This is a genomic window from Pullulanibacillus camelliae (assembly GCF_014642655.1).
GTDB classification, from domain to species: domain Bacteria; phylum Bacillota; class Bacilli; order Bacillales; family Sporolactobacillaceae; genus Pullulanibacillus; species Pullulanibacillus camelliae.
This window is the reverse complement of sequence record NZ_BMIR01000007.1, coordinates 116,658-132,605: the sequence shown is the minus strand read 5'-3', so window position 1 is coordinate 132,605 and position 15,948 is coordinate 116,658. Positions and strand designations below refer to the sequence as shown.

12 protein-coding genes, 1 pseudogene, 1 riboswitch and 1 other annotated feature are annotated in these 15,948 nt (G+C 40.2%); of the genes and pseudogenes, 10 read left to right on the top strand and 3 right to left on the bottom strand.

Annotated features, from left to right (window positions below):
- The first annotated feature begins 19 nt into the window (after positions 1–19).
- From IEW82_RS09195 to IEW82_RS09175, 6 genes are all read left to right on the top strand, one after another.
- On the top strand, positions 20–1,051 hold the full coding sequence (locus IEW82_RS09195; protein WP_229672485.1) for a zinc-dependent alcohol dehydrogenase family protein: 1,032 nt from the start codon (positions 20–22) through the stop codon (positions 1,049–1,051).
- A gap of 266 nt (positions 1,052–1,317) precedes the next feature.
- Positions 1,318–1,427, top strand: a riboswitch (TPP riboswitch).
- A gap of 204 nt (positions 1,428–1,631) precedes the next feature.
- Positions 1,632–2,960, top strand: coding sequence for a solute carrier family 23 protein (locus tag IEW82_RS09190; RefSeq protein ID WP_188692689.1), 1,329 nt, complete (start codon positions 1,632–1,634; stop codon positions 2,958–2,960).
- Positions 2,950–3,732: a LuxE/PaaK family acyltransferase gene (locus IEW82_RS09185; RefSeq protein ID WP_229672484.1), complete on the top strand. Its 783-nt coding sequence runs from the start codon at positions 2,950–2,952 to the stop codon at positions 3,730–3,732. Before IEW82_RS09190 ends, IEW82_RS09185 begins: the two co-directional genes overlap by 11 nt.
- 8 nt (positions 3,733–3,740) lie before the next feature.
- Positions 3,741–4,001 carry a LuxE/PaaK family acyltransferase gene (locus IEW82_RS20010; RefSeq protein ID WP_229672483.1) on the top strand — a complete coding sequence of 87 codons (261 nt, stop codon included), beginning with the start codon at positions 3,741–3,743 and terminating at the stop codon, positions 3,999–4,001.
- A 29-nt stretch (positions 4,002–4,030) separates the two neighbouring features.
- The gene (locus IEW82_RS09180; RefSeq protein ID WP_229672481.1) at positions 4,031–5,503 is read left to right on the top strand and encodes an acyl-CoA reductase; all 1,473 of its coding nucleotides are present in this window, start codon (positions 4,031–4,033) and stop codon (positions 5,501–5,503) included.
- Between the two features lie 26 nt (positions 5,504–5,529).
- Positions 5,530–6,297, top strand: a complete 768-nt coding sequence (locus tag IEW82_RS09175; RefSeq protein ID WP_188692685.1) for a 3-oxoacyl-ACP reductase — start codon at positions 5,530–5,532, stop codon at positions 6,295–6,297.
- 252 nt (positions 6,298–6,549) lie between these two features.
- Here the strand turns inward: IEW82_RS09175 and xerS are convergent, their stop codons facing one another.
- Positions 6,550–7,629 (bottom strand): tyrosine recombinase XerS, encoded by a 1,080-nt coding sequence (gene xerS / locus IEW82_RS09170; protein WP_188692683.1) that lies wholly within the window; start codon positions 7,627–7,629, stop codon positions 6,550–6,552.
- Between the two features lie 111 nt (positions 7,630–7,740).
- On the opposite strand from xerS, the gene IEW82_RS09165 reads away from it, so the two are divergent.
- Entirely contained in the window at positions 7,741–8,295 is a 555-nt protein-coding gene (locus tag IEW82_RS09165; RefSeq protein WP_188692681.1) for a hypothetical protein, read from the top strand.
- Between the two features lie 561 nt (positions 8,296–8,856).
- Here IEW82_RS09165 and IEW82_RS09160 read toward each other — a convergent pair.
- Both IEW82_RS09160 and IEW82_RS09155 read right to left on the bottom strand, forming a co-directional pair.
- Positions 8,857–9,185 (bottom strand): annotated as a pseudogene (locus tag IEW82_RS09160) (transposase); the annotation flags it as partial.
- Between the two features lie 107 nt (positions 9,186–9,292).
- The gene (locus IEW82_RS09155) at positions 9,293–10,996 is read right to left on the bottom strand and encodes a 2-isopropylmalate synthase (protein WP_188692678.1); all 1,704 of its coding nucleotides are present in this window, start codon (positions 10,994–10,996) and stop codon (positions 9,293–9,295) included.
- A 109-nt stretch (positions 10,997–11,105) separates the two neighbouring features.
- Positions 11,106–11,346, bottom strand: a binding site (T-box leader).
- A 439-nt stretch (positions 11,347–11,785) separates the two neighbouring features.
- Here IEW82_RS09155 and IEW82_RS09150 point away from each other — a divergent pair.
- From IEW82_RS09150 to IEW82_RS09140, 3 genes are read left to right on the top strand one after another with little or no spacing between them, the layout of a single operon-like run.
- On the top strand, positions 11,786–12,874 hold the full coding sequence (locus IEW82_RS09150) for an endospore germination permease (protein WP_188692675.1): 1,089 nt from the start codon (positions 11,786–11,788) through the stop codon (positions 12,872–12,874).
- Positions 12,871–14,400 carry a spore germination protein gene (locus tag IEW82_RS09145; RefSeq protein ID WP_188692672.1) on the top strand — a complete coding sequence of 510 codons (1,530 nt, stop codon included), beginning with the start codon at positions 12,871–12,873 and terminating at the stop codon, positions 14,398–14,400. The genes IEW82_RS09150 and IEW82_RS09145 overlap by 4 nt, the downstream gene beginning before the upstream one ends.
- Positions 14,397–15,548 (top strand): Ger(x)C family spore germination protein, encoded by a 1,152-nt coding sequence (locus tag IEW82_RS09140; RefSeq protein ID WP_188692669.1) that lies wholly within the window; start codon positions 14,397–14,399, stop codon positions 15,546–15,548. Before IEW82_RS09145 ends, IEW82_RS09140 begins: the two co-directional genes overlap by 4 nt.
- Positions 15,549–15,948: the final 400 nt, after the last annotated feature.

Genomic DNA, 15,948 nt, shown 5'->3' with positions numbered 1-15,948 from the left:
AAAAAAAGGAGCAGGTAAAATGTCTGAGCAACTATATAGTGGAACGATGCGCTCTTATAAGCTAACCCAACCGGGAAGTATTGATCATTTAACACTGCAGACAGAGCAAGTTCCTACCGTACAGCGTGGCGAAGTGTTAGTACGTGTCAAAGCATCATCATTGAATTATCGTGACCTGGCGATCGCTCAAAATGCCTATCCTGGGGGCATCCGTGACAATGTCGTCCAGTTATCTGATGGGGCAGGGGAAATCGTTGCTGTCGGAGAAGATGTCCGCCGTTTTCAAGTTGGAGACCGTGTGGTTGGCAACTGGAGTCTCGAATGGTTTGGAGGAGAACGACCAAACTACATTGAGCCCTATGGCTCCCATAGTCATGGCTGGTTGACAGATTATAAAGTCATTCATCCTGAGCTACTTGTTAAGATCCCTTCGCATTTGTCATTTGAAGAAGCGGCAACCTTACCTTGCGCAGCAGTCACTGCCTGGAATGCGCTCCATGGTCCCTATGCATTATCTCCTGGAGACACTGTTTTGACACTTGGAAGTGGCGGTGTCTCTGTTTTTGCTATTCAGCTGGCAAAATTGATGGGATTACGTGTGATTTCTACAACTTCTAGTGATGAAAAGGCTAAAAAGCTGAAGGCGCTTGGCGCAGATGAAGTCATTAATTACAAGACAACACCTCATTGGGGTGAAGCGGCTAAGGCATGGACGGGTGGACTCGGTGTGAATCGGATATTGGAGGTCGGTGGTGCAGATACCTTCGCTCAATCTCTTCAAGCTATCGCTCCAGGAAATGAAATAGCTTTAATCGGTGTTCTCACGAGAACTGGAAACAAAATTGATTATTTTGACCTGTTTGGCAAGGCGGCCATCCGCACCATTAGCGTGGGTAGCCGTGCGGATTTTGAAGCGATGAATCGCTTTATCGAATATAAGGGATTAAAGCCGGTCATTGATCGCGTTTTTGCTTTTGAAGACGCCAAAAAAGCGTACGAACACCTGGAGAGTCAAGCTTTCTTAGGCAAGATTGTCATTTCTCATGAATGAGAGGGTGGCTTTTGAATGAGCGCTGTTTTAAAATGAAATAATTTTTTCACTTAAGCGCGGATGGACCGCTTAATGACCAAGGGAAATTGCGAGACGCTTTGTGGGAACGAGACCCCGCTAAAGCTCAAAAGTACGAGCTTAAGGAGGCCTGCACTTCTCCTACGAAAAGCGAGCATATTTCAGTGATTAAAACGAGGCAGCAAATTTTGCTGAAATGATTTCCTTGTGTTTTTGATAACAAAGCTTTAAACTCACAGTAACAAGATAATGAATGACACGGGAGCTTGTGGAAGCAGGCTGAGAGTATGACTATACCGTCATTAACCGTTTGAACCTGTTGGATAATGCCAGCGTAGGAAAATGTGTGTATTTAAATTTAGACACTTTGCTTACGCGAAGTGTCTTTTTTAATTTCTGTGGTTTCTCATCTGTTCATGATTATCAAAAAAGCAGATAGAGAAAATCTATTTCTAAGTTTCTGCACCGCTCTTTCTTATCAGGGAAATGATATCAATGGACAACACATTTCCTCAGGCTTATCTCTTCTAGGGAGCTCGTATTTTTCTGGGAGGAGAAAGACATGACGAGTCAAAGAATAGATCAACATTCAGACGCTATTCATAAGGGAATTGACGAGAAGTTACCACCACTAAGTACTTTTTTATATGGCCTACAGCATGTTTTTGTTTCAAATGTATGGCTAGATCCTGTTTTTGTCGGGGCGATGATTGGCCTCCCCCTGTCCTTATCCTCTAATATAGTTAACGCTATTTTCATAGCCGCTGGGTTAGTCACACTTATTCAGGCCACTCAATTAGTACGGCTGCCGATCCTACAAGGACCATCAGCTGCCTTTGATTCTTTAATGATTTCAACAGGAAAGGCGAATGGTCTAGCAGCAGCTGGAGGTGGCATTCTTTTAAGTGCAATCATTGTTTTTTTTCTATCAATTACAGGCATTATTGGCCGCCTAAAGGCTTTGTTCACGCCAGTATTATCTGGCACAGTTATTTTTGTTGTTGGTGTTGCTTTATCAGGCTTTACACTCTCTGAATTCCTTGGGGGTGAGCCTGGAACCTCAGGATTTGCTTCTGGACCAACATTACTCATGGCGATTCCAACGACACTGATCGTGATGGGGCTGTCGCTATTTGGAAAAGGAAAATGGCGCTCGTTTGCTTTCTTGATTGCTTTAATTGTTGGGGACATCATTGCTATGCTACTAGGAAAGGCCAACTTTTCAGAGCTAGCGGGGCACTCATGGTTTGGTTTGCCACATGCTTTTCCATACGGACACTTAACATTTAAGTGGGATACTTTTGTCATGTTTTTTGTCGCCTATGTTGTGGCGTTGATTGAGGCGATGGGCGTTTATGAAGCTGGGGCTGAAATGACTAAGACGCCTTTGGATAGCAGACGGATTCGCAACGGTTTTGCTGGTGAATCCATCGGTTCCATGCTCTCTGCCGTTATAGGGGGATTTCCAACAACAGCCTATGGACAAAATGTTGGCTTGCTGCGATTAACAGGGGTCACTTCTCGTTACCCAGTCATCGTTGCTGGCATACTTTTTCTAATTCTCGGGTTCATACCAAAGGCAGGAGCCATGCTTGCGTTAACCCCAGATCCTGTTGTTGGGGGAATCTTCTTACCTGCCGCCGCTTCATTGATTTTCACGGGGATCTCCATCCTAGCTAAAATGGAAAAAACTGAAGTGAATTTCATGATCGCAGGCATGGCCATATTGCTGTCTATTGCATTGCCAAATTATTTCACAGCTGATGCGGGCGTGATCGGCACCTTTCTTTCAAATAGTGTGCTAGTTGGTACAGTCACAGCTATTCTCCTGCAGTTTATCTTCATTACTCTTCCACGTTGGCTTAGAAAGGATGAAAAATATGAAGGATGAAAAATCAGAGATAACGGCTGAATTATTAGCCTTTATACATAAATATTCTGAGAATCAGAACTTAGGAGAGTCTTATGAGAGAGCATTCAACGCACTTGCACTTAAACTCTTCACGTATCAATTTAAGCATAACCTCGCTTATAAAAAGCTTTGTCAGTCGAAAAGAAAATCACCACTTACAGTCAAACACTGGAGGGACATACCACCGATGCCACTTCAAGGCTTTAAGGAATTAACCTTATCATGCACACCTGTGGAAGAGGCAGAAGCTGTCTTTATGACAAGCGGGACGACCAATCCTGAAAAAAGAGGACGGAATTATCATCCGAATTTAACCACATGGGACGCATCAATGCGAGCGCCTTTTAAGGAGTTTGTCTTACCTGATCGAGAGAATATGACCATCTTCGTTCTTTCGCCTGCTGAAGATATGAATCAGCAGTCATCCCTTTCAAGATATTTAACCAATGCGCTGAAATACTTTGGCACAGAGCGAAGCGAAAGTTTTTTTCATGAGGATGGCTTGGAGATGGAGCGGCTCGTCGATGCTTTACGGGAATCAGAGAGACGAAAGGAAGCTGTTCTTTTGATGGGCGCTTCCTTTGCCTACGTTCACTTTTTAGATTACTGCAAAACCCATCAGCTTCATTTTAGTTTGCCAGAGGGGAGTCGCATTTTTGATACTGGTGGTTTCAAAGGACAGTCTCGCGAGGTTTCACCTGAAGCATTAATTCAAGATTATGCTCAGTATTTTCATAAAGTAACGCTCTAAGTGATCGCGTGATCCATGATAAAAAAGGACCAGCTTGGATTAAAACACAGGTGTTAGATACGAACACATTGGAGCCTCTACCTATTGGTCAAGTAGGCGTGCTGGCCCATTATGACTTAGCAAACTGGAATGCTTGTGTGGCGATTTTAACAGAAGATCTTGGGTATTTGACAGAAAACGGTTTTGTCCTGCTTGGTAGGGTCAAAGGTTCCGAGGCTCGAGGCTGTTCCGTTGCCGTTGACCAATTATTACAATCCAATCAGCATTGATCATGCACAGAGTAGGTGGTGTGAAGCCCTTGGCAAAATATGCAGAAGCAGAGCATATTAAGATGTATAAAGTGCCAACAAAGATTCGAATTGACGAACATACAGAAAAGATCATTGAAACAACAGATGGTAATGTTGTTCTGCAATTTCCGGTGTTAACAGGCGATAAACTAAGAGAAATTGGCAAGGAAATCCTCAAGGCACAGGAGCGCTATTTATCAACACTAACCGTGCAAACGATTGTGACAGTGATCGATCAAGCCGTCCAAAAATGGTTGGATCCAGAATATCCCTTCCGGCAATTAGCGGAAAAGCTTTTACCGGAGATCACTGGCTACAGCAAGGAAATGATTCGCATTTCGCTTAAAAGATATATGAGGACCTTTCGTAAAAAGGAGCTACTGCGCTTCTTAGATGAAGAATTCGATCAAGTGGCTATGCTCGATGAATTCCGACCTAGAAAATCAGGAGGATTAAGCCGAGCTTTCGGGCCGCGACTTATCTTTCATATTTTTTCCGGAAACGTACCAGGTGTGCAGCTATGGAGCTTAATCATGGGGTTGTTGGTCAAATCCGCAGCCCTTGGAAAGACGTCTTCGACAGAGCCCTTGATGGCTGTTTTATTCAGCAAAACACTCGCAGAAATCGATCCATTACTTGCTGAGGCGCTAGCAATCCTGCCTTGGAAGGGAGGGACCGCCTCTCTAGAGACAGAAGCGATCGAGCTTGCTGAAGCAGTAATTGTTTATGGTTCGAACCAAACGGTTGAAAGAATCAAACCTAAGGTCCCACAAACTAAAAGGTTATTAGCCTATGGCCATAAAATCAGCTTTGCCATGATAGGTAAGGAAGCCTTAACTCCTGATCGCTACTATGATGTCGTCCATCGCTTGGCTGAAGATATTGCCATGTACGATCAGCAGAGCTGTCTTTCACCACAAACCATTGTCGTTGAAAAAGGTGGTGCCATCACACCAAAGCAATTCGCACAAATGCTTGCTGCTGAATTGCAAAGATTTGATTTGAAGTGGCCACGCGCCGAACTCACAGATGAAGAGGCTTTGGCGATTCATTCAGTGCGTCATCATTATGAATTGGAAGCATTGAATGGCCAGCAATGTTCGGTGGTTTATGCCAGTTCAAAAGATACAGCATGGACGGTGATCTATCACAGCGACGCAGCTTTTAATGGGTCACCGTTAAATCGGACTGTCCATATTTGTGCGACAATTCAATTGGAAGCAGTAATGGATATCCTCAAACCTTATCCGTCTTATTTACAATCGTGTGGGTTAGCGGTGCATCCCAACCGCTTATTACAACTCGCTGCTCTTTTAGGCAGTCATGGTGTGGATCGCGTAACTGCTATTGGTGAAATGAATCGTGCTCAAGCTGGCTGGCATCATGATGGTGGGTTGAACTTACTTCAATTAGTCCGTTTTATTGATATCGAGTCATCTGCTGAATGGGACGCTGAGCGCTATGATCCTGATGTAGAGTAATAGAGTCTAGAAGGAGAGGGTTATTCGTGGATTTTAAAGATAAAGTGGTTTTAGTCACTGGCTCCAGTCGTGGCATAGGGGCAGCGCTTGCTAAGGCCTTTGCCCAAAGAGGTGCTTGTGTCATTATCAATTATTTAAAGAATGAAACTTTAGCAGAAAAAGTAGTCGAAGATATCAGCGAGGGAGGTGGACAAGCTGTCGCTATGCAGGCTGACGTCACAGACGAAGAGAGCGTCAAAAAGATGATGGCAGATATCATTGAGGCTTTTGGTGTCATAGATATCGTTGTCAACAACGCCTTAAGTCACTATTCATTTAACCCAAAAACAAGAAAGACTGCTTGGACAATCAAGTGGGAGGACTATCAACAGCAATTTTCAGGAAGTGTACAGGGCGCTTTTAATGTATGTCAGGAAGCCATGGTGTATATGAAGGCACAAATGTCTGGTCGAATGCTTAACATGGTCACTAATCTCATCGATTTTCCTGTGGTACCTTATCATGATTATACGACAGCAAAGACGGCCTTATTAGGCTTTACACGTAATTTAGCCAAGGATTTGGGAAGTTATGGCATTACGGTAAATGCCGTAGCACCAGGGTTAACATATCCAACTGATTCTTCTAAGGAAACCAAAGAAGATGTCAGAAAAATGATTTTAACTATGACCCCATTAAACCGATTAGCCACTCCTGAGGATATTATCGGTCCAGTGCTTTTTCTTGCTTCTGATTTGGCAGCATTTGTAACAGGACAATGCTTAAGAGTAGATGGCGGGCTTGTAATGGTATGAGGCCATAAAGGGTAGCGTCAGAAATGTAAAGTTACAACTTTCCTAATGAATGCGCAACATATTTTATCAGCAAGACTGCTCGCCGATTTTTAAAAGATAAATGTCGCGCTTGAAGCAAAGGATAGTGGTTGGGGAACTTTATCAAAGGTATTTTAGCGAGCTGGTGAACAATTTTATTAGTGTCATTTTCATTGATTCCTATAATATATATTATGTAAACTAAAATACAAAACAAACTAAACACTTTTAATGTTAGTCTGTTTTATCATCATAGCGATCCATATGATCAATGGCTTCCTTCATCTCTTTATTTGTCATATGTGTGTATAACATGGTTGTTTGTACTGAGGCATGCCCCAGGTGTTTCTTTAGCTTAGGAATATCGTTATTTTCCTTGTGATACCTTGTGGCAAACGAATGACGTAATTTATGAACAGACAATGCTGGTTTTCCGAAAGCTTTCGCATATTTTTCAATGATTTTTTCAATAGCTCTATTTGACAGTCGTCTTGTCGCCTTATTAGGGCCGATTGCTGTTGATACGAATAAGGCTTTTTCATTTTTAGGTAGCTGATAGCGCTGTTCGCGAACTGCTAAATATTCAAGTAAGTCATTCATCGCTTGTTCACTAAAATAAACAAATTGTGCTTTGCCACCTTTGCGTATCACATGCACGCTATGTTTCTTATAATCAATATCATCAAGATTCAAATCGGAAACCTCAGAAAGTCGTAGCCCGGAGCCTAAAATAAGTGAAACTAATGCGGTATCTCGTTCGCGATTTTTCAGATGGAAATTATAGATCCTTTGATTGTCTTTGTAGCGTTTGCCATAATCAAAAGCAATAAACTGTCGAAATTGTTCATATTCATGATCATGTAAAATTTTTCCTTCGATGCGATTGGCAACTGCTTCAATGTCTTCCTTGATGGGGTTAAACGCTATTTTGGCCATGATATTCCTATAAATATAAGGCTCAAATTCCGCAGTTTCTGCAACATTTTGCAAATAATTAAATAAAGATTTTAGGGCTGAAAGTTTTCTGTTTACAGTTTGCTTGCTATTGGCTAACGCGGTCTCCAAATAAGACAAAAATTGTTCAACTTGCTTAATGCTAAGTCTTTCGAGCGTTGCTAAAGAAATCTCTTGCCTTTTTCCTTCATGAAAACCCGAAGTAATTAGCCAATCAAAGAAAATCTTAAAATCATGGCAATAATTCAATAAAGTGCTAGCTGACATTTGCCGGCGATGATGATCAATAAACTCGCTGACGTACCAGGGAAGCTCTGTCAATTTTTGATTAATACGTTCATACAGATGTTGTTTATTCATATAACCTCCAATTTTATTGTCATTCATGAAGAAATCCTGTTTTTCTGTAACGCTAGGCCATTGTCCTGTGTATAAATAATAAGATAAATTTACGGCAATGGAGGGATATCTGTGAATGATGAGATAGAAAGCCGAGAACACCAATCCATCAGTGTTCATCCTGTTTTAGACAAAATATTGGAAAGATGGAGTGGGATTCAAAAGGAAACCGTTTATTTATTAATCCATAAGTATGGTTTGCCTAATGAAGCGAGCACACGCCACATCATTTGGTACAATAATGGTCCCTGGAAACGGACGATTGTTTATCTTGAAGCCCATCCTCATAATTTCCCAACACCACACATGGACTACTTAGAACAAACCATTGACTATAAAGTACCCCTACACTATTTCGATGACTTAGCGCAGTTCGATGGCAGTTTATATATTGATCGAACCGCCGGTGAAGCCTCTGCAAAGTGTGATCAAGAAGCTGCGAATTTTATGGCACTCAACTTAATGCATGACATTGTGACCGGGAAACGTAATGTAGAAAATGCGCGACGCTTCGCCACTGAAATTGAAAAAGGCCTCCGTCTACAAGGTCAATCTTCACCCTACTTTGAAAAATTTCTGTTTTCAAAGCAAAGTCACACCGCTGATCCAGATGTTCGTTATTTTTGATCTTAAAAAGTCAATGAATGAAGCGTCTTCGGGCGCTTTTTATATCTTTCTCCCATCCCTCCACTCTCAACTGTTATTAGCCATCCTATCCATATATTTATTCAAAGGGTACATTGTTCTTATTTTATTATAATAACAAAAAAGATAATTACGTAAAATATATTTTTGACGTAATTATCTTATAAAGTCCCCTTGATTTATTTCTGAATATTTAAATTTAAAACAAAACTATTAATATTTATTTAATTTCGACTTATTAACACTCCAAAAAAATAGGATTTATAGCCAAGGCCAAGCTTTTTTTGAAAATAATATTGAGAGATTCACTGCGACAAAGCATTTATAATAATCGCACAGTACAAAGCTACCTGTTTTTGGGCAGACTTCTCCCTTGATGCCAAAATAAATGTTGAAGTTAGGTATGGCATTGACGGGTGATTTGCGCTTCTGGCGCTCGCTTTCCGCGGGCACGGCCTTAGCCTCCTCCCTCGCAAAAGACGCTCAGTGCGGGGTCTTCGGACGCGTGCTGTTCCCGCAGGAGTCTCCCGCCATACGCTCCAATCACTCTAGTTTTAGCCTTTGAATGTGCTGTAGTATTTCCCAAAAAAATGTGTGATAAACAAAGCTGGAAGATAACTTGAAGTACAATGATCGACCTGATCTCACTAATGTACTGGCGACTTTAATGCTTTGTCCTTATTGTTTGAATTGGCATATTCTTTTGTCCCTCTGGAAAGCAAAGTGTACGAAACCAGTTCGTTAGGTTGTACGCCAGCAGGCTTAAGCATCATTCTTACCTCATTAACTTGGAAGGAATGGCTGCATATTCTATCGAAGTTAAAACTATTCTTTGCTTCCTTGATGTAATTTTCCATCTTTCCTCTTTTCTGATTCTGTCAGATTTTCTATGAATAATCTAGGCCAAATATGATTTCATAAATTAAGCCGATAATTCTACTATTTTAATATGTAGCTTTTATCGGCTGAGCGGTTATTGTTATTTTTTAAAGGAGATAAATTCTTTTCCAACGGTTAGTTGTAAGTCAGAGACCATGTTGTTAACGGCACTAAATAAAGCTTTTACGGATGAAGTCATAATATCAGTGTCCATTCCACTCCCCCAATAGACAATGCCATTCTTTGCAGTTATTCCTACATAGGATATCGCTTTTGAGCCTGAACCGATTTCTAGCGCATGCTGCTTATAAACCAAATCCGAGTAGTCAAGCCCTAGCTTTGTTTGCAGAGCATTGCTGATGGCGTCAAGTCTTCCATTTCCAAAACCGGTAAATTGACGTTCTTCATCATCTATCCGGATTGTTACGATTGTTTCATATTGACTGTTTTGGGTGTATTTATAACGAATAAACTCGATAGGGAGACCAATGTTCACATAGTCATTGATGAAAATATCATAAATTTCATTCGGCATGAGTTCCTTATGCTTTTGATCTGAAACCCTTTTTACACTATATCCAAAGCTCTCACGCATCGCTACAGGGAGATCTATTCCATACTTTTGCTGAAGGATATAACCGATGCCTCCCTTACCTGACTGACTGTTAATTCGGATAATATCTCCTTCATATTCTCTGCCAATATCCATTGGATCAATTAATAGATAAGGTACATTCCAATACTGACGGTCTTCCTCCTCACGCCATTTCATTCCCTTAGCAATGGCATCTTGGTGAGAACCAGAAAATGCAGTAAAGACCAGTTCGCCAGCATATGGATGCCTTTCGTGGACCTTCATTCTTGTTAATTTCTCATATTTGGAAATGATTGAAGGGATATTTTCAAAATTTAACTTTGGATCTACCCCATGCGAAAACATATTTAATGCGAGCGTAACAATGTCTACATTCCCTGTTCTTTCCCCATTGCCAAACAATGTTCCTTCGACCCTCTGTGCCCCAGCAAGAAGGCCTAGTTCGGCATCCGATACGCCAGTGCCTCTGTCATTGTGCGGATGAAGTGATAGAATCACATGCTCACGGTAGCTTAAATGATCACTCATGTACTCAATTTGACTCGCGTAAACGTGAGGCATAGACATGGATACTGTAGCGGGTAGATTGATAATTACTTTGTTATCAGCCGTCGGCTGCCAAATATCAAGCACCTTGTTGCAAATTTGCAGTGCAAACTCCATTTCTGTGCCCGTAAAACTTTCGGGAGAATATTGAAATTGAAAATTCCCCTCGGTTTCAGCAGCGTATGTCTTAAGCAGTTTGGCTCCAGTTACAGCAATATCAATAATTTCTTTTTCAGATTTTCTAAAGACTTGCTCCCGTTGGGCAACGGAAGTGGAATTATATAAATGCACTACTGCTTTATTTGCGCCTTGTAACGCTTCAAATGTTTTTTTTATAATATGTTCTCTGGACTGTGTTAAAACTTGAATGGTCACATCGTTGGGAATCAGATTATCTTCAATTAATGTCCGTAAAAAGGCATACTCTGTTTCTGAGGCAGCGGGAAAACCCACTTCTATTTCTTTAAAGCCCATTTGCAAAAGCAACTGGAAATACTCTAACTTTTCCTCTAGATTCATAGGCACGACCAAAGCCTGATTGCCATCCCGAAGATCCACACTACACCATGTAGGAGCCTCAGTAATATACTCCTTCTCTGTCCACTTTAAGCTTTTCACTGGGGGCATAAAGTAACCCCTGCTATATTTACTAACATTTTTCATTCTGTCTCACGCCTTTCATTTAATGTTCGGTGTATTTAACCTAAATAAAACCTGACTTGTCTGCTTCACTGGGACTGCTAAAAAATAAAAAGCCTCGTCTCTATTTTTAAATAGAGACGAGGCTTGCTCGCGGTACCACTCTAATTGATTAATGATAATCCTATTAATCCACTCATTTCGGTGGCAATAGCCACCTATCCTCATAACGGTAGAACACCGACATCCCCTACTGGCTCCGTTCAGGGAGTAGCTCATGGACGAGTTCAAAGGCTATAATTACCGATTCTCACCACCCATCGGTTCTCTAAAAAATTATAAATCCTTTTACTATTTCCAATCTTTGCTGTTATTCTTTAATTAAATACGATGATATATCGAGAAAGTTAAGATGTCAATGGTAAATTTATCGAAAATAATGAATGACTATAAATTTATTTCAATTCTTAAAGGATGGATACGAAAAAACACTCGCTTTTCGCAAGCGAATCGTAAGCGTCCTCCGAGCATGTACATTTGGACTGTGCTGAATTTTACACTTCCCACAGGATTCTCGCAATTTTGTGTTCCCTTTAAGTTATCTGGCAACAGAACATGCGTTTGACACAATCACAAGCCTGTGTTGGGATACGTTCAATAATTCGAATAAAAAGTGGCTGCCTCATTGCCGCATAATACAACATATTAAAGAAGAGTCAGGTTAATCATAACCGCGACACTTTTTTTACGAATAGGAAAGCTGTAAATGGAAAAGATGAAATAGTACAGGATTGCGTAAAAAGGAGATTATAAGTGACTTTCTCAACTGGAAAACGCATTTCAAATGTACATATCGTCTTAATTAGCATGTCGGCTATAGGTATACTGGATCATGTCATCATTATACCTATTCTTCTTAAAATCTCTGGACGAGATGCTTGGCTCTCGGTTCTGACATCAGGCCTTCTTTTATTCTTATGGCTACCCATGCTCTATTTCATCATTAAACGGACAAAACAACAGAATCTATTTCTCTGGGTAAAATCCAAATATGGCGTTCTGCTCTCCTCCTTTATTAGGTCTTCTTTTTTTATTAACTTTCTTTTTATTTCCACCATGACAACCAAAGATGTCACGGATTGGGCAGATATGTCCTATCTACCTGAAACGCCAAAGGTGATTTTGATTGCGTCTATCCTTTTGGTGTCGTGCTATGTTGCTTATTCTGGCATTCGAACATTGGCGATTGTCAATGGTATTCTACTGCCCTTCATCGTCCTTTTTGGTTTTTATGTTGCTATATCAAATAGTTCTAAAAAGGACTATACCTTGCTCTTTCCCGTTTTTGAGCATGGTATGCAGCCTTATTTACATGGTGTGATTTATGGATGTGGTGGATTCATGGAGTTAATTTTTATTCTGTCATTCCAACACCTCATACGAACAAAAATACGTCGTTTGACCTTAATTATCACGGCGTTTATATTGATTAATTTAACTTTAAGCCCATTAACAGGAGCTATTGCTGAGTTTGGCCCGATTGAAGCGGCGAGCATGCGATTTCCAGCTTTTGAAGAATGGCGCCTTGTCAGTTTTAGTCATTATATCGAACATACTGATTTTTTATCTATTTACCAATGGCTATCGGGTTCCCTGATTCGCTTATCACTAGCATTATGTCTGCAGGCTGAAGCACTGAATATCACAACTCCCTTTAAACGGATGATTTGTATCATTGCGACAACAGTGTTCATATTAATTTTTGGTATACTCCCCATCAGTGACATTACATTTATACAATTATTGTTGCAATCACTCCCTTATTTTTTATTGTTTAACCTCGGCATTTCCTTACTATTATTTGTATTAGTTTTGGTAAAGAAGGAGAAGGTGACGATGTGAAGCTCTTTCAAAAACGAAAGGATAAAGCAAAGAGTCAAAAGGTATTGCAGGACAAAAAACACGCTATCCAAAAGGTTTATCACCAGCTTCATAACAATGAAGAATGGCTCCATAGGTCCTTGGATAACTGCCAGGATATTATAATAAAAAGGATTGACATCGAAAACTGGCCAATTTTAATTGCCTATTGTGAAGGTATGGTGGATGTCAAGCTTTTAAATATCAGTATTCTTCCCCATTTAAGAAATCTTGTTCATCGTGTCACTTTAAAGGATAAACAAGCTGAACATGAACAGGAATGGATCACCTTTCCTTCTAATACCCTTGATGATTTGAATCAGGTGGTTTCAAGCCTATTTGATGGTGAATTACTTGTGTTTATTGATCAATTTGCTCAAGCCTATTCCTTTAATATTTCGGAACATCCCAAGCGTCAGCCAGAAGAAACCAACACTGAGCTTTCGATTCGCGGAGCTCGTGATGGATTTATTGAAGAATTATCGGTGAATACGGCGTTAGTTAGGAAAAGACTACGGACTCCTAGTATGGTTTATGAGAAACTTAAAATTGGTAGCCGAGGAGAAACGGATATTGGCCTAATTTATATTAAAGATATTATTAAACCTGAAATCGTATCTAACTTAAAACAACGGCTAAATTCAATCTCCATTGACACAGTTGGTAGCAGTGCGGAATTAGAGGGATTGCTCCAAAATAAGAGGCTCTCTTTGTTTCCAATATTCGGCTATACAGGAAGACCAGACTTTGTTGTCGATGCCGTACTGCGCGGACGTTTTGCTCTTCTTGTTGATGGTTCGCCTACAGCAATTATTGGACCGGCAAACTTATCCTTTTTGTTAAAGTCCACAGAGGATAAAGAAAATAACGCCTTATTAACATCAATTGAAAGACTTATTCGTCTTCTCGCCTTAGCTATCTCTGTATTATTACCTGGTTTTTTTATAGCACTATCCACATTTCATCCCGATCAACTCCCTTTACCATTATTGTCAACAATCGTCATGTCGCGTAAAGGCGTCCCCATGCCAACCCCTATAGAGGCGATCTTAATGCTTTTATTATTTGAGATTTTTAGTGAAGCAGGAAAACGTCTTCCTAATGCTATTGGACAAACGTTGGGCGTGGTGGGAGGACTAGTTATTGGTGATGCAGCGATCAGTGGTGGTTTTACAAGCCCTACGATGTTAGTTGTTATCGCATTAACGATTGTTTCCTCATTTACCATTACTAATCAGTCACTTCAAGGTGTTGTTAAGTTTTTAAGGCTATTTACGGTCGTTTGGGCTTCATTTCTAGGAATATACGGGTTTCTGCTAAGCTTTTTTATTATACTCACCTATCTCGCCAATTTACGCCCGTTTGGCATCCCATATCTTGCTCCAGCTTCTCCCTTTAATGGAAAGGATTTAGCGAAAAGTTTGCTCCGTCCGATGATGCTAAAAAATAAGGAGAGACCAAATTTATTGCAGCCTACTGATCCGGATCGCACGAGTGATGAGAAATGAATAAACAAACCATTGCTCTGTTCATCGGCTTATGTTTTCTTCTAGTAGGATGCTGGGACATGAGAGAAATTGAACACATGTATTATGCAAATACAATTGGACTGGATTATAAAGATCACCATTATATTGTTTATACACAAATCGTTAATTTCGCAACAATTGCTAAGCAAGAAGAAGTGGGCGGAGGCGACGTTAACACAGAAAGCTGGGTTGGTCAAGGTCAAGGGGATACACTTATTGATGCTGTAAATAATTTGTATAAACGCTCACAACGAAGAATTTATTGGGGACACTTAAATACCATTGTGCTCAGCCCAGCGATCTTGCAACATGGCATTGATGATCTTATTGACTTTTTGACTCGCTACCGTGAATTTCGTTATACGTTGTGGATGTTTGCCACCAATAATTCGATAAAAGAGGTGCTTACAACACCCGCTATTTTTGAAAAGTCTCCGGTTTATTCACAGCTTGGTGAACCTACTGATATGTATAATCAGAGCTCTTACATCAAGCCTATTCAATTGCATGAATTTATTTCTACTAAAAATGAACCAGCGAAAACACTATATCTTCCTATTCTTTCAGTTGCTTCACATTCTTGGAGAGACCAATCAAAAAAGTATCCTGCCTTAGAGGTTAATGGGAGTTATTTCTTTACTAAATATTATGACATAAGACTTATGAATCGCGACCAGCTCAAGGGTTTAAGATGGTTAACTGAACAAACAAATCGCACAAATATCGATATTTATAAACACCAAAAGCCAGTGGCCTCTCTTGTCATGAGAAAGCCCAACCATTCTATTCGATATTTTATAAAAAATGGTAAACCGTATTTTAATATTACAATCAAAACAAGAGGAACCGTAGAAGAGCTCAATCAATCGATATCTCGCGAAAAGTTAAAAAAGACTGTTCAAGAGTATATACGCATGGATGTTTATCATACCTACGCACTCTCTCTTAAAGAAAAAGTAGATAGTTATAATTTGCTTTATGACATTTATAAAGATAACCCTAAAAAATGGCGATCAGTCACTCGAAAAAGCCCATTTCCCTTATCAAACGCTTCCTTAAAGCGTGTAAGGGTTAATGTGATCCTTGATAATGCTGGAAAGAAAAGATTAGAAGAAGGAGGAGATTGAGGGAGTCACTTCATCTCAAGGAGTGAGCAATGACAAGACCTCTTTCCTCCTTCTTGATAGAAATGATTTGTCATTATAGGTGCGTACAACCAAAAAAGTTGAAACTTTGCTGGCAATAAATATGCTGTATTGATATGACTGTATAGAGGGAAGTGACTCTAAAATACGGGGGCAAAGTCCGCTTTTACTTGAGCTTATATTTTTTTGTATAAAGGGGTCCTGAAATAGCTCATTTGCGCATTCTTTAATTGATTGGATGAATGGTTCATTAAATTTTTGGCGAAACTTGTCGAAAGTTAAATTTATGGTATAATCAAATTAACCATTTTACAGCATCTTGCATGATACTCCAATAAACTCCTGCTTTTTGGGCAGGAGTTTTTGTGCAGAAGAGTGGCTT